Raw genomic sequence first — 13,591 nt, 5'->3', positions numbered from 1 at the left:
GCCGGGTCAGGGGGCGGCTACGGCTGGGTTATATGGATAACACGGCAATTGTCGCGTTTTTGTTCAATAACATTCTGAACAAAGAACGCTGTGTTATCCCGTGCTGTATTTGAGACGCCCTGCCGACAGAATTTCAGGGCACCAGCGGTTGCCTCGATTTCCGTATCTCGGTTCCAAACATGGCCCGTGTCGCCGTTCTCTGTCATCGCAAAGGCGCCGTATTTCCCTTTGACTTGCCTTTGTTGGTATTTCCGGAAGGCGATGTTTCCGTGCTGGCTTAGGGTTGTGCCGTCGTCGGCCGCTGGCTTCTTTGGGGTGATCGTTGCATGGAGTTTGCACTGCGACGGCTGTTGTGATTTCAACCGGCAAGACTTTCTTGCATAGTAAACTGCAAGCTCAAGGCTTGTAGTTTCTGCAATGCTGCCTACTAGATCCTCCTCGAGGTTGACAAACATCGCAGCATAGAAATCAGCGTGTTTTTTGAAGGAGGAGAATTTCTTCTTGGCATCCCCTTTTAAGCGGAAAGAAGAGTGAACCGTCACCTTGGAACGATATCCTTCGAGCAGGACTTCTTCTGCTTGAAGGGAAGCCGTGTTTGTAAATAGCACAGTTGCAATCGCCGCGATGCCTGCAATGAATCTAGTCAAAGTAGTCTCCTGGAGCCGGTAGTCCGGCCCCAAGCTACTCATTTGACTGTCAATCGCAAGCTACTCTGACGCGATCATCGCCTTCACGATCTCCTTGGCGCTGTCCGAGTTCCACTCGGCATCACCCAGCAGCCGCGCCACTTCCTTGCCGTCGCGGTCCAGAAGCACCGTGATCGGCAGGCCGATCACCGCCATCTCGCGTGCCAGTGCCTGTTTCGGGTCCTGGTGGCGGGGCAGGTTGGTGATGCCGTTCTCGTCAAAGAATTTCTGGATGCCCGCGGGAGAGTTGCGCCCGGTGGCAATGGTCACCACTTCGAAATCCTCGCCGCCGAATTCCTCCTGCAGTTCGGCCAGCTGCGGCATTTCCTTGCGGCAGGGGGCGCACCAGGTGGCCCAGAAGTTCAACAGCACCACCTTGCCCTGGTAATCCTCCAGGCTGGCTGTGCCGGCACCGTTGGCCAGTTCAAATGCGGCGGCGGATACATCCCGCGGCTCGGAATGCACGACCAGGCGGCGGAGGCTGTCTTCACGCAAGCCCTCCAGTTGCGCCTGATCCGCGGCAACCGCGGCATTTGCACCCAAGGCGAGGGCCATATAAAGGGAAAGCTGACGAAACAGACGCATATTATCTCCGGGGTTCCACACCATGACAGATCAATCCTCGAACCAGATGTGGGGCGGCCGCTTTGCCGCAGGTCCCGACGCGATCATGGAGGCGATCAATGCCTCGATCGGGTTCGACAAGCGGATGGCAGCACAGGACATCGCAGGCTCAAGGGCCCATGCGGCAATGTTGGCCGCAGCAGGCGTTATTACGGATAATGATGCTGAGGCCATTCGGGAAGGGCTGCTCACCGTTTTGTCAGAGATCGAGGGCGGAACTTTTCAGTTTTCCACCGCACTGGAAGACATCCACATGAATGTGGAGGCCCGCCTGAAAGAAATCATCGGTGAACCTGCAGGCCGTCTGCACACGGGCCGCTCGCGCAATGACCAGGTGGCAACCGATTTCAAACTTTGGGTGCGGGACCAGCTGGATGCGGCGGAATCGGGTCTGCTGGCGCTGATCCGGGCGCTTCTGTCGCAGGCTGAGGCGGGCGCTGACTGGGTGATGCCGGGCTTCACCCATCTGCAGACTGCGCAGCCCGTCACCTGGGGCCACCATATGATGGCCTATGTGGAAATGTTCGGCCGTGATCTGTCGCGCGTGCGCGACGCCCGCGCACGGATGAATGAATCGCCTCTGGGGGCTGCGGCGCTGGCAGGCACGTCTTTCCCGATCGACCGCGACATGACAGCAAAGGCGCTGGGCTTTGACCGCCCGGCAGCCAACTCGCTGGATGCGGTCAGCGACCGCGATTTTGCGCTGGAATTCCTGTCTGTGGCCTCGATCAGCGCAGTGCATCTCAGCCGCTTTGCCGAGGAGCTGGTGATCTGGTCCTCGGCCCAGTTCCGGTTCGTGACCCTGTCGGATCGCTTCTCCACCGGCTCGTCGATCATGCCGCAAAAGAAGAACCCGGATGCTGCTGAGCTGATCCGCGCCAAGGTGGGCCGCATTTTCGGTGCCAATACCGCGCTGATGATGGTGATGAAGGGGCTGCCCTTGGCCTATTCCAAGGACATGCAGGAAGATAAGGAACAGGTCTTTGATGCTGCCGACAACTGGATGCTGGCGCTGGCGGCGATGGAAGGCATGGTAAAAGACATGACCGGCAACCGCGAAAGTCTGGCGGCGGCGGCCGGCTCCGGCTTCTCCACTGCCACCGATCTGGCCGACTGGATGGTGCGGGTGCTGAAGGTGCCGTTCCGCGACGCCCATCATGTGACCGGCACGCTGGTTGCGATGGCCGAAAGCCGCGGCTGCGACCTGCCGGACCTTTCGCTTGCAGACATGCAGGGTGTCCATGCAGAGATCACCGATGACATCTTCTCTGTGCTTGGCGTTGAGAATTCGGTAAACTCGCGCATGTCTTATGGCGGCACCGCGCCGGCGCAAGTGCGCGCGCAGATCGCCCGCTGGACAGAGATGCTGGCAAGCTGAGGCCGCGAGGCGCGGCCCGCGGCAAGGAGGCAGATAATGCGCAACATAATCTTTGCATTGCTTGGTCTGGCGGTTCTGGCCGCCTGCGGTGTCGATGGCGAACCGGTGCAGCCGACACTGAACGCCGGTGTCGGCGTCGGGGACAGTGGTGTCCACGTGGGCGGCGCGGTCGGGCTGCACAAGGGGCCGGTCAGTATTTTCCTGGGGTTCTAGCGGCCCGCGCACTTGACGCGGTGCCCTTGACACACCACCTCTGAACCGTCCCTGCCGGCCGCTGGGACGGTTTTCATTTGGGGATTTTGTGATGAAATCTGCAGTTGTATTTCTGTGCCTGATTGGGCTTGCAGCCTGCGATACCGGACCGCAGGCATCCAAACCGCTGCAAAAGCAAGAACCCGCAGCGACCGGGGTGTCGGTTTCCGGATATGGCCGGGTCGGGGTTTCTCATACGTTTTAGGCGCAAGCCTTATTGCCGTTTGGCCCTTCGGTCCGTCCGGTTGCTGTTTTCTGCTACCCGTTCTGCAATAAAGTGCTGAGCTTCAGCAGTAAGGAATGGCGCCGCCGCCATGGAGGCGGGACGGGAGGTTCCGCCCGCACGCTGAACGTTGTCTCTGCTTGCCCTTGCCAAAGGGCCCGGTTCCAATGTGCCGGGGGTGTCAGGCCCATCGGTGACCGCGATCAGAATGCATGATGGCATCCGCCGTTTGAAATCACATGAGGACGGGGTGCGCCGGCCGCGCAACGCCGCGAATGCTGCGTTTGCCGCAGCCGTTTCGCAGTGAGTATTTCGGGAAAGATGAAGGCTGGCTTTCGGTGTTTTCATCTTTCCGCAAATACTCAATTCCCGGCGCACGTGCGGAATGAATCGCATGCAGGTTATGACGCAGCCCGCCGCGCACCAGCGCGGCGCCAGGCCCAACGGGCGCGGGCGCATCTTTGATGCGTCTGCGGCGGGCGGGAGGGCCGCTTTGTGTCTGCCAGGGCGCGCGGAGCGGAATCATTTGATCCGTCTGCCCCTTTTGCCCTAAACGCGGAGCCATGGATCATTTTCTCTACCGCGACGGCGCGCTTTTCGCCGAAGACGTTCCCATCTCCGAGATCGCCGCGGCGGTGGGCACTCCGTTCTATGTCTATTCCACCGCAACTCTGCTGCGCCACTTCCGCCTGTTTGACGAGGCGCTGGAGGGCACTGAGCACTTGGTCTGCTATGCGATGAAGGCCGCCAGCAATCAGGCGATCCTTAAAACTTTGGCCGGGGCCGGGGCGGGCATGGATGTGGTCAGCCAGGGCGAATACCTGCGGGCTAAGGCCGCAGGGGTTCCGGGGGACAGGATTGTTTTTTCCGGCGTCGGCAAGACGGCAGAGGAAATCCGGGTGGCCCTGACCGGCGGCATCCGCCAGTTCAACGTCGAATCAGAACCGGAAATGGAAGTGATCAGTGCCGTGGCGCTGGAGCTGGGCCTTGTTGCCCCCATCACCATCCGGGTCAACCCGGATGTGGACGCCAAGACCCATGCCAAAATCGCCACCGGCAAATCCGAGAATAAATTCGGCATCCCGATTGCCCGGGCGCGGGACGTCTATGCCCGCGCCGCCGCCTTGCCGGGGTTGGACGTGGTCGGGATTGACGTTCACATCGGTTCGCAGCTGACCGATCTGGAACCGTTCCGGCTTGCCTATCAAAAGGTGGCGGAGCTAACGGAGATCCTGCGCAGCGAAGGCCACGATATCCGCCGTCTGGATCTTGGCGGCGGTCTGGGCATTCCTTACGAGCGCTCCAATTCCGCGCCGCCGCTGCCGGTGGAATACGGCAAGATGGTCAAGGAGACGCTGGGCCATCTGGGCTGCGAAATCGAGATTGAGCCAGGGCGGCTGATTGCCGGCAACGCGGGCCAGCTGGTGTCCAAGGTGATCTATGTGAAATCGGGCGAAGGCCGTGATTTCCTGATCCTGGATGCTGCGATGAATGATCTGATCCGCCCGGCGATGTATGAGGCGCATCACGATATCGTGCCGGTGCAGGAGCCTGCGCCAGGTGTCGAGAGCCAGCCTTATGATATTGTCGGCCCTGTTTGCGAAACCGGCGATACCTTTGCCAAGCAGCGCGATCTGCCGCCCCTGGCGGCGGGCGATCTGGTTTCTTTCCGCAGTGCCGGTGCTTACGGCGCGGTGATGGCGAGCGAGTACAATTCGCGCCCGCTGATCCCCGAAGTGCTTGTGCATGAGGATCAATTTGCGGTTATTCGCCGGCGGCCGGACTATGAAGAGATGATAAACCGCGATACCATTCCGGAGTGGCTCTGACGCGATCCGGCGCGGGCCATCAGAACGTGAGGCCCGTATGTCCTTGTTCCGCCGAGATGACCGGCAGGCCGATCCGGTCCTGAAACGCCTGCGCTGGCCTATGCTGCTGACGCAGGCCTCACTTGTGGCCGAACGTGCGATGCGGGCCTTCTGGCCGCTGGCCTCGGTGCTGATGACGGGGCTGGCGGCGCTGATGCTGGGCTTGCATTTGCTGCTGCCGGAAACAGTGGTTTGGGCCGGTTCAATTGTTATTGTTGTGAGCGCCGCAGCTGCCGCGGGCTGGGGCGCCTGGAGGTTCAGCTGGCCAGCCCGGGGCGAGGCTTTGGCGCGTCTGGACGAAACCCTGCCGGGGCGACCGGTTGCAGCGGTGCTGGACACCCAGGCTGCCGGGGCAGAGGATGCCGCATCGATCGCCTTGTGGAACGCGCATCAGCGCCGGATGGCTGAGGCCGCGGCACAGGCACGGGCGCCTGCACCGGATCTGAACGTTGCCGCAGCGGACCCTTACGCGTTGCGATACGTTGCGGGGCTGTTTCTGGCGGTGGCGCTGCTGTTCGGCTCGATCTGGCAAGCAGTGTCGATCAAGGAGCTGGGAGCGGAGAGCGCAACCGTCCTCAGCGGACCGGCCTGGGAAGGCTGGGCAGAGCCGCCCGCCTATACCCGCCTGCCGGTTCTGTATTTGAACGATCAAGCCGGAGGCATCTTGAAACTGCCGGAAGGCAGCCGCGTCACCCTGCGGTTCTATGGCGAGGCGGGGGCGCTAAACCTGACGCAGAGCGTCACAGGCCAAAGCACAGAACAGCCGCCGGACTTGGACGGTGCGATCGAATTCGACGTCATCCGCAGCGGCTCAGTTTCAATTGATGGCTCCGGCGGACGCAGCTGGCAGGTGGAGGTGATCCCGGATCATCCGCCCAAAGTCGCGGTTGCGGGCCAGCCGGAGCTGGAAAACGACGGCTACACAACGCTGGCCTTTGCGGCGCGCGATGACTATGGCGTCGCCGCGGGTCAGGTCCGGATTGCACTGGATCTGGCTGCGGTGGAGCGGCGCCACGGCCTGGCCGCAGAACCCGACCCGCGCGAGGTGCTGGTGCTGGATCTGCCGCTGCCGCTGTCGGGCTCGCGCAAGGAATTCACCGAAAAACTGATCGAGGATTTCGCCCGGCACGCTTGGGCCAACCTGCCGGTGGTCTTTACCTTTTCGGCGGTTGATGAGGCCGGGCAATCGGCCGCAGCGGCGGGCTTTGGCACCGAGCTTGTCACCCGCCGTTTCTTTGATCCGCTGGCGGCTGCGGTGATCGAGCAGCGCCGGGATCTGCTGTGGTCGCGCGCAAATGCGCCGCGGGTGGCGCAGATCCTGCGCACCCTGTCGCACCGCCCCGAAGACCTGTTCCGCGACTATGGCGGTTACCTGCGGCTGCGCACCATCCTGCGGCGGCTTGAAAGCTATACCGTGCAGGGCAGCATTCCCGAGCCGCAACAGGCGGAAATAACCGCGGCGCTGTGGGATCTTGCGATCCAGCTGGAAGAGGGCGACGTGGGCGATGCGCTGGAACGGATGCAGCGGGCGCAGGAACGGCTGAGCCAGGCCATGCGCGATGGTGCCAGCGATCAGGAGATCGCCCAATTGATGCAGGAGCTGCGCGAGGCGACCCAGGACTATATGCGCCAACTGAGCCGGCAGGCAGAAGCGAACGGCGAGGTGATGGAGCCGGGCGAGATGCCCGAGGACATGATGACCCTCAGCCAGGATGACCTGCAAGCGATGATGGACCGCATCCAGGAGCTGATGGAGCAGGGCCGCATGGCCGAAGCCGAGCAGGCGCTGCGCGAGTTTCAGGAAATGATGGAAAACATGCGGATGACCCGCGCGCAGCAGGGGCAGGGCCAGGGCGACGAGGGCCGCCAGGCGATGGAGGGGCTTGGCGAAACCCTGCGGGAGCAGCAGGGGCTTTCCGATCAGGCCTTCCGCGACCTGCAGGAACAGTTCAACCCCGGCGCCCGCAGCGGCGAGAGCCAGGGTAACGAAGGCCGTGACGGCGGTCTGGGCCGCGGCCAGAGCCATCAGGGCGGGCAGGGCGGTGACAGCGGCCTGGACGGGCGGGGCAGCGACGGCGCCGACAGCCGCAATCCCGAAGGTTCCGGCCCTGATGGCCGCGAGCAGCCGGGCGCGGGCGGCTCGCTTGCTGACCGCCAGCAGGCCCTGCGCCGGCAATTGCAGCGGCAGCAGGAGGGATTGCCCTATCTGGACGGTGAGGCCGGCGACGCCGCCCGCGAAGCCCTGGACCGGGCGGGCCGGGCGATGGAGGGCGCTGAGGACGCGCTGCGCGGCGGTGATATGGCCGAAGCGATTGACCAGCAGTCCGAGGCGATGGAAGCGCTGCGCGAAGGCATGCGCAACCTAGGCGAAGCACTGGCGCAGCGCGAAGACGGCCAGCGCAATGGCCAGGGGCAGCCTTCGGCCACGGCTGAGGGTGAGCGGCTGGACCCGCTGGGCCGCAGCAATGGATCGGTGGACGATGGCGGCAAGGTGGGAGAGGGCAACGCCTATCGCCGCGCCTGGAACCTGCTGGAGGACATCCGCCGCCGGGCAGGAGAGCGTGAGCGCAGCGAGCGGGAGCGCAATTACCTGCAACGGCTGCTGGACAGGTTCTGAAACCCGGCCGCCAGCGGCAACCGGATGTCTTAAACGCCAGGAAAAGAATGCTGACCGGATGGTGTTACTGGGGCGGTGTTACTGAGGCGGCGCTACTGGGTGCTGGTCAGGGATCTGACCTGGTCATCCAGCCACAGCCGCATCTGATCCACCCAGCCGACATAACTGCTGAGTGCCGGATCCGCTTGCGGCAGTTTTTCCGAGATCAGCGGCGCGTTGTCATAGACCATGACCAGCATCAATGCGGCAATCACCGACAGTGAAAACCCGCGGGCAAAGCTGCTTTTGCGCCGCACCGGCGGTTCTTCCGAGGCGGCCTGCGGTGCAGGGGCCGCACTGCCTGCAGAGCGCAAAGTTGAATTGATTTCTTCGATATCCGGCAGCAATTCCTTGCGCGAGCCGGTTTCAGCTGCGGCCAGCTGGCGCGGGTCTTCACCGCGGATACGGGCCATCCGGTCGCGGGCCTGGCGGCTGCGGCGGGCGGCCTCGTCTTCCGGCGTTGTGGCTTCTTCGAGGCCCAGATCAGGCTGCGTTTCCAGGCTGTGACCCTCTGCCGCGCGCAGCGAGGCTTCGCGCTCGGCCTCCTCGCGCAGGATATCGGACAAGGCAGGATCCAGAGCACGGGTCCGTTGCGGTGCTGGTGCCGCCGCGGGCTCCTCGTCCGCGGCCTCCGTTTCATCCGCACCCGGCTGGCCGTCCGGATCATCCTCTAGGCGGGTCTCCGGTGCGCCGGCTGCTGGCTCCGCCGGATCCTGCGGCTCCGGAACAGGTGCAGGGGCGGCGTCCGGGATTTCACCTGTGGATTGGTCCGGGGATTCGCTTGGGACGTCCCTGGGCATGTCCGGCTCAGGGTGTTCTTCTGCTGCTTGCGAAAGTGCTTCGCCGTTTGCGCCCGTGTCCGGCGCGTCTTGCCCAGCGGTGCGTGCTGCAACAGCCCCGCTGCCGCCTGAAACCAGGTCTGGCCGCAATTGGAACACTGCACATCCCGGCCTTCGTCGGGGATCACGTCCTCGGGAACTTCGTACTGGGCTGCACAATTCGGGCAGGTCAGGCGCATCATGCTCTCCTCGGCACCATCCTGCCGGCCAGCAGGCGGCAGGTTGTTTTTCAAGAGATTATATGCAGGCCGGCGGTCCGGTGAAAGAGTCAATTGCCGTTGCCGCCCCGGCGCGGCGGCGGCGGGGGTTTCCCGGCAACAGAGCCCCATTGAAACTGCTGATCCCTTGGGGCAAAACACCGGAGCGCCATTTTTGCGGCGCAATCGGGGGCAGCGGTGATCGAGCTGGAGAACGTGGGCTATAATTACGGCGGCGGCGAGCTGCTGGATGCGGTGTCAGTGCAGCTGGCGCCAGGTTCTTTTCATTTCCTGACCGGCCCGTCCGGCGCAGGCAAGACGACGCTCTTGAAACTGTGTTATGGCGCGCTGATGCCGACCTCGGGCCGGGTGCGCGCCTTCAATATGGATGTAAAGGGGCTGGACCGCGATCAGATGGCCCATCTGCGCCGCCGCGTCGGGGTCGTGCACCAGGATTGCCGGTTCCTGGACCATTTGCCGGTGATTGAGAATATCGCCCTGCCGCTGCTGGTCTCCGGGCGGGAGCTGACGCATGAGGAACCCAACCTGCGCGAGCTGCTGAATTGGGTCGGCCTGTCCGAACGTGCCCATGCGCTGCCGCCGGAATTGTCGGGCGGTGAGCGGCAGCGGGCGGCGCTGGCCCGGTCAGTCATCCTGTCGCCGGATGTGATTATCGCGGATGAACCGACGGGTAACGTGGACTGGGAAATGTCGCAGCGGCTGCTGCAACTGCTGGTTGAGCTGAACCGGATGGGCAAGACCATTCTGGTGGCAACCCATGATCTGTCGCTGATCCGGGCGGCCAAGAACCAGGTGCAGGCCCGGGTGCTGCGGATCTCCAACCGGCAATTGCAGCTGGCGGGGGCGGACCTATGACCGAGGGCAAACTGCGCAAGCTGATCCTGGGCGATACCCAGGCCAACCGGGTGGTGCCGCCAAGCGGCTTTACCGCCCATCTGACGCTTTTTGTTTCCGCCGCGATGGCCTTTCTTGCTGTCTTTGCGCTGGCGCTGTCGATGGCCTCCGGGCGGCTGGCAGACCAATGGGCCTCAGAGCTGGCGCGGGCTGCAACCCTGCGCATCAACGCGCCGGCAGAGCAGCGCGCGGCACAGACCGAGGCGGCGCTGGAAATCCTGCGTCAGACACCGGGTGTGGCTACCGCCCGCGCGCTGTCGGGAGAGGAACAGGCGGCGCTGCTGGCGCCCTGGTTCGGCTCCAGCCTGCCGGTTGGCAGCCTGCCGCTGCCGCAGCTGATCGAAGTCACAAGCGAGGATCCCGGATATGACGCTGCCGGGCTGCGCCTGCGGCTGCAGGCCGAAGTGCCGGGCGCGGTTCTGGATGACCATACCCGCTGGCGCGCGCCGCTGGTCGATGCCGCCAGGTCGCTGCGCAGGCTGGCCTGGGTGTCGATCCTGCTGATCGGCAGCGCAACGGCGGCAATGATCACCCTTGCCGCCAATGCGGCCCTTGCCGCCAATGCGCAAGTGATCGAGGTTCTGCGGCTGGTCGGGGCGCTGGACAGCTATATCGCCCAGGCTTTTATACGCCGCTTTACTCTGCGCGCCTTAAGCGGCGCTGCAGCGGGGGTGGCCCTTGGCATGATTGGCGTCTGGCTGATGCCGGAAGCCTCGGATGAAGGCGGCTTCCTGACCGGTCTCGGCTTTCAGGGCTGGGGCTGGCTGGTACCGCTGGTGATCCCGGTACTTGGCGCGCTGGTGGCTTTTGCCGCCACCACCCGTGCCGCCACCAAACGTTTGGGAGCACTGTCGTGAAAAACCCGGTTCAATGGCTGCGTTCAGCGGTCTTTCTGCTGCAGATGTATCTGGCAATGCTGGTGCTGGGGCTGTTGTTTGCTCCTTGGGCCGCAGTATCCCCCAAGGGTGCGCGCACGGCCTGTAAGTCTTATGCGCGCTGGGTCCTGTGGACCGCGCGCTGGATGGTTGGCATTCAGACCGAAGTCCGTGGCCAGGTGCCCTCTGGGGAAGTGATTGTCGCCGCCAAACATCAAAGTTTCCTGGATATCCTGATCATCTTCAATGCTGTACCCTCGGCCCGCTTCATCATGAAGCGCGAATTGATGTGGACCCCGGTGATCGGTGTTTATGCCAAGCGTCTGGGCTGTGTGCCAGTCAACCGCGGCCGGCGCGGGTCGGCCATTGCCAAGATGGTCAAGGATGTCGCCGCGCAAAGCCGCGAGCCGGGCCAGCTGATCATCTATTCCCAAGGCACCCGCGTGGCCCCCGGTGCCCGCAAGCCTTACAAGATAGGTACTGCAGTGCTTTATGAGGGGCTGAGCCAGCCCTGCGTGCCGGCCGCCACCAATGTCGGCGTGTTCTGGCCGCGCAAGGGTATTTACCGCAAGCCTGGCCTTGCAGTGGTGGAGTTCCTGGAACCGATGCAACCGGGGAGCAGCCGCGACGAATTTATGGCGCAGCTGGAAATGCGGGTAGAAAGCCGGTCGGATGATCTGATGCGGGAAGCCGGGTTTGACCCGGGCACGGCTGAGCAACGGGCCTGACCAGCCGGAGCGGGACGCCCGCCGGGGCCAAGAAAATTCGAATTTTCTTGGCAAAATTCTTTGAAGAATTTTTTGCCCGGCGGGTGCCGGGCGGGCTGCATCAGCGCAGGACTTCGCCTATCAGAACCTGCGGCTGGACGTCCGTAAAGTTCGGAATGTCGTCCAGAGCCGGCCCTGCTGCCTGCATCGCGGTATCCATGGCCGCCTGATCGGCAAAGGTCATCGTGGCGATAGCAAAAAACGGCGGCGGGACATCCGGTCCGCCCGCCAGCCCCCTCGTCACCACAATTGACTGCAAATGCGGCCCGATGTGCTGGTCCACAACCTTCATGTGGGTGTCAGCGTAATAGGCATAGTCGAATGTTTTTCCGTCACTGACGGGGTAGATGACTTGTAAAGAAACGGCCATAGCGGTGTCTCCTGCGGGGTGAAATCGAGGCTCAGTAAAGAGCGGATCGCCAGCCGTGCCAATCGAAAAAGGGCAGCTGCGGTGAGCTGCGCCTTGTTATGTTCGGTGACTCGCCGGGTTTAGCTGTGAATCGGCCCGTCGCCGCAGGCCAGGGCAGCCTCGCGCACCGCCTCGGAATAAGTCGGATGCGCGTGACAGGTCAGCGCCACATCTTCGGCGGAGGCGCCGAATTCCATCGCCACACACAGCTCATGGATCATGTCGCCCGCGGCCGGACCGATGATCGCAGCCCCCAGGATGCGGTCGGTTTCCTTGTCGGCGATGATCTTGACAAAGCCGCCCTCGGCCTGGCCGACGGCCTTGGCCCGCGCATTGCCCATGAACATGAACTTGCCCACCTTGACCTTCTTACCTTCGGCCTTCAGCGCGTCCTCGGTGGCGCCCACGGTGGCCACTTCCGGCGTGGTGTAGACGACACCCGGAATGACGCCGTAATTCACATGGCCATGCTTGCCTGCAATAACACTGGCAACTGCCATGCCCTCATCCTCGGCCTTGTGCGCCAGCATCGGGCCTTCGATCACGTCGCCGATGGCATAGACGCCTGGCACATTGGTGCGCCAGTGATCGTCCGTGGCGATCTGGCCGCGTTCGGTCATTTTGACACCCAGCGCGTCCAGCCCCAAGCCATCGCTGTAGGGCTTGCGCCCGGTGGCAACCAGCACCACATCGGCGTCCAGTGTCACCTCATCGCCGCCTTTCTTGGGCTGGTATTTGACCTTGGCCTTGGTCTTGGTGGTCTCCACCCCCTGCACCGCAGCGCCCAGGATGATATTCAGCCCCTGCTTTTCCAGGATCCGCTTGAAGCTGCGCTGCACGTCCTTGTCCATCCCCGGACAGACCGCATCCATGTACTCCACCACGGTCACCTCAGATCCCAGACGGGCATAGACCGAGCCCAACTCCAGCCCGATCACACCTGCGCCAATGACGGCCAGCTTCTTGGGGATCTTCGGCAGCTCCAGCGCGCCTGTGGAGGAGACCACGATCTTCTCGTCGATCTCGACGCCCGGAATGGAGGCGGGGACCGAGCCGGAGGCGATCACGATGTTCTTTGCCTCATGCACGTCGTCGCCGACCTGCACCTTGCCCGCCGCGGGGATTGAGGCCCAGCCCTTGATCCAATCGATCTTGTTCTTCTTGAACAGGAACTCGATGCCGCCGGTGTTCTGGGTGATGACCTCATCCTTGTAGGTCTTCATCTGGTCCCAATCGACCGACGGCGATTTGCCCTTGAGGCCCATATGGGCAAAATTGTGCTCTGCCTCATGCAGCAGGTGGGTCGAGTGCAGCAGCGCCTTGGACGGAATGCAGCCCACATTGAGACAGGTGCCGCCGAGGGTTTCGCGGCCCTCGACCACAGCTGTCTTCAGTCCCAGCTGGGCGCAGCGGATGGCGCAGACATAGCCGCCGGGGCCGGCGCCGATTACGATGACGTCATATTGGGACATGGGTTGGTTTTCCTCTGTTCTCCCCGGTTCCGTTTGGCGGAACACGCATTAGGGGATAGTGGTCTTAGGATTAGACGGGGGTCAACATCTTGATCGAGATATTGGTGACCCCGTCGCGTTCTAGGTGCATAGCGAGCTCTTCCGATCCGAAAAAAGCACGGGCCTTCTCCGGATCGGTGATCGCGAACAGCGCCACGGCGTGGTTTGTGCGGTCCGGATCGCTCCATACGTTCATGTCGGTGATGCCTGCGGCCTGGCGGTTGGCCTTGTCCTGCCGGAAAACGGTCAGCCAAGCGGTGAAATCGGCCACATCGGCCTGCCAGAGAACATGGGTTGCCATTGGGGTTACTCCTTTATCCGTTCTGCAGGCAGAGTGCACTGCTTTGGCAAGGGAGCGCTTTGATGCCACTCAAGAAAGGCGGGTGCTGCC

Annotated in this window: 12 protein-coding genes and 1 pseudogene; 7 read left to right on the top strand and 6 right to left on the bottom strand. The window is 63.0% G+C overall.

Annotated features, from left to right (window positions below; all coding sequences use genetic code 11):
- Nucleotides 1-17: 17 nt before the first annotated feature.
- Together ETW23_RS16195 and ETW23_RS16190 are read right to left on the bottom strand one after the other, a co-directional pair.
- Nucleotides 18-647: a hypothetical protein gene (locus ETW23_RS16195; protein WP_129369858.1), complete on the bottom strand. Its 630-nt coding sequence runs from the start codon at nt 645-647 to the stop codon at nt 18-20.
- 60 nt (nt 648-707) lie between these two features.
- Nucleotides 708-1,271, bottom strand: coding sequence for a TlpA disulfide reductase family protein (locus ETW23_RS16190; protein ID WP_205879910.1), 564 nt, complete (start codon nt 1,269-1,271; stop codon nt 708-710).
- Nucleotides 1,272-1,293: 22 nt separating this feature from the next.
- Between ETW23_RS16190 and argH the strand changes: the two genes are divergently transcribed.
- From argH to ETW23_RS16175, 4 genes are all read left to right on the top strand, one after another.
- The gene (gene argH / locus ETW23_RS16185) at nt 1,294-2,688 is read left to right on the top strand and encodes an argininosuccinate lyase (RefSeq protein WP_134830619.1); all 1,395 of its coding nucleotides are present in this window, start codon (nt 1,294-1,296) and stop codon (nt 2,686-2,688) included.
- A 36-nt stretch (nt 2,689-2,724) separates the two neighbouring features.
- The gene (locus tag ETW23_RS25215; protein ID WP_167738134.1) at nt 2,725-2,901 is read left to right on the top strand and encodes a hypothetical protein; all 177 of its coding nucleotides are present in this window, start codon (nt 2,725-2,727) and stop codon (nt 2,899-2,901) included.
- 825 nt (nt 2,902-3,726) lie between these two features.
- Nucleotides 3,727-4,992, top strand: coding sequence for a diaminopimelate decarboxylase (lysA, locus tag ETW23_RS16180; RefSeq protein ID WP_134830618.1), 1,266 nt, complete (start codon nt 3,727-3,729; stop codon nt 4,990-4,992).
- 37 nt (nt 4,993-5,029) lie between these two features.
- Nucleotides 5,030-7,648 (top strand): TIGR02302 family protein, encoded by a 2,619-nt coding sequence (locus ETW23_RS16175; RefSeq protein WP_134830617.1) that lies wholly within the window; start codon nt 5,030-5,032, stop codon nt 7,646-7,648.
- A gap of 92 nt (nt 7,649-7,740) precedes the next feature.
- Here the strand turns inward: ETW23_RS16175 and ETW23_RS16170 are convergent.
- Nucleotides 7,741-8,705, bottom strand: a pseudogene (locus tag ETW23_RS16170) (zinc-ribbon domain-containing protein).
- 216 nt (nt 8,706-8,921) lie between these two features.
- Here ETW23_RS16170 and ETW23_RS16165 point away from each other — a divergent pair.
- From ETW23_RS16165 to ETW23_RS16155, 3 genes are read left to right on the top strand one after another with little or no spacing between them, the layout of a single operon-like run.
- Entirely contained in the window at nt 8,922-9,599 is a 678-nt protein-coding gene (locus ETW23_RS16165; protein WP_129372837.1) for a cell division ATP-binding protein FtsE, read from the top strand.
- On the top strand, nt 9,596-10,495 hold the full coding sequence (locus ETW23_RS16160) for an ABC transporter permease (protein ID WP_129369863.1): 900 nt from the start codon (nt 9,596-9,598) through the stop codon (nt 10,493-10,495). The genes ETW23_RS16165 and ETW23_RS16160 overlap by 4 nt, the downstream gene beginning before the upstream one ends.
- Entirely contained in the window at nt 10,492-11,241 is a 750-nt protein-coding gene (locus ETW23_RS16155) for a 1-acyl-sn-glycerol-3-phosphate acyltransferase (RefSeq protein ID WP_134830616.1), read from the top strand. Before ETW23_RS16160 ends, ETW23_RS16155 begins: the two co-directional genes overlap by 4 nt.
- 100 nt (nt 11,242-11,341) lie before the next feature.
- Here the strand turns inward: ETW23_RS16155 and ETW23_RS16150 are convergent, their stop codons facing one another.
- From ETW23_RS16150 to ETW23_RS16140, 3 genes are all read right to left on the bottom strand, one after another.
- Nucleotides 11,342-11,650 (bottom strand): EthD family reductase, encoded by a 309-nt coding sequence (locus tag ETW23_RS16150; protein ID WP_134830615.1) that lies wholly within the window; start codon nt 11,648-11,650, stop codon nt 11,342-11,344.
- Between the two features lie 119 nt (nt 11,651-11,769).
- The gene (lpdA, locus tag ETW23_RS16145; RefSeq protein WP_134830614.1) at nt 11,770-13,161 is read right to left on the bottom strand and encodes a dihydrolipoyl dehydrogenase; all 1,392 of its coding nucleotides are present in this window, start codon (nt 13,159-13,161) and stop codon (nt 11,770-11,772) included.
- A gap of 70 nt (nt 13,162-13,231) precedes the next feature.
- Nucleotides 13,232-13,501 carry a hypothetical protein gene (locus tag ETW23_RS16140; RefSeq protein WP_129369867.1) on the bottom strand — a complete coding sequence of 90 codons (270 nt, stop codon included), beginning with the start codon at nt 13,499-13,501 and terminating at the stop codon, nt 13,232-13,234.
- Between the last annotated feature and the right edge of the window lie 90 nt (nt 13,502-13,591).

It is taken from the genome of Leisingera sp. NJS201 (assembly GCF_004535885.1).
Taxonomy (GTDB): Bacteria; Pseudomonadota; Alphaproteobacteria; order Rhodobacterales; family Rhodobacteraceae; genus Leisingera.
The sequence above is the reverse complement of the archived record's forward strand: the minus strand, read 5'-3'. Positions and strand labels throughout refer to the sequence as shown.

Bases quoted from the DNA above. Each gene is read 5' to 3' on its own strand.
- lpdA (WP_134830614.1), bottom strand. From the start codon at position 13,161: ATGTCCCAATATGACGTCATCGTAATCGGCGCCGGCCCCGGCGGCTAT.
- lysA (WP_134830618.1), top strand. From the start codon at position 3,727: ATGGATCATTTTCTCTACCGCGACGGCGCGCTTTTCGCCGAAGACGTT.
- ETW23_RS16160 (WP_129369863.1), top strand. From the start codon at position 9,596: ATGACCGAGGGCAAACTGCGCAAGCTGATCCTGGGCGATACCCAGGCC.
- ETW23_RS16140 (WP_129369867.1), bottom strand. From the start codon at position 13,501: ATGGCAACCCATGTTCTCTGGCAGGCCGATGTGGCCGATTTCACCGCT.
- ETW23_RS25215 (WP_167738134.1), top strand. From the start codon at position 2,725: ATGCGCAACATAATCTTTGCATTGCTTGGTCTGGCGGTTCTGGCCGCC.
- ETW23_RS16175 (WP_134830617.1), top strand. From the start codon at position 5,030: ATGTCCTTGTTCCGCCGAGATGACCGGCAGGCCGATCCGGTCCTGAAA.
- argH (WP_134830619.1), top strand. From the start codon at position 1,294: ATGACAGATCAATCCTCGAACCAGATGTGGGGCGGCCGCTTTGCCGCA.
- ETW23_RS16190 (WP_205879910.1), bottom strand. From the start codon at position 1,271: ATGCGTCTGTTTCGTCAGCTTTCCCTTTATATGGCCCTCGCCTTGGGT.
- ETW23_RS16150 (WP_134830615.1), bottom strand. From the start codon at position 11,650: ATGGCCGTTTCTTTACAAGTCATCTACCCCGTCAGTGACGGAAAAACA.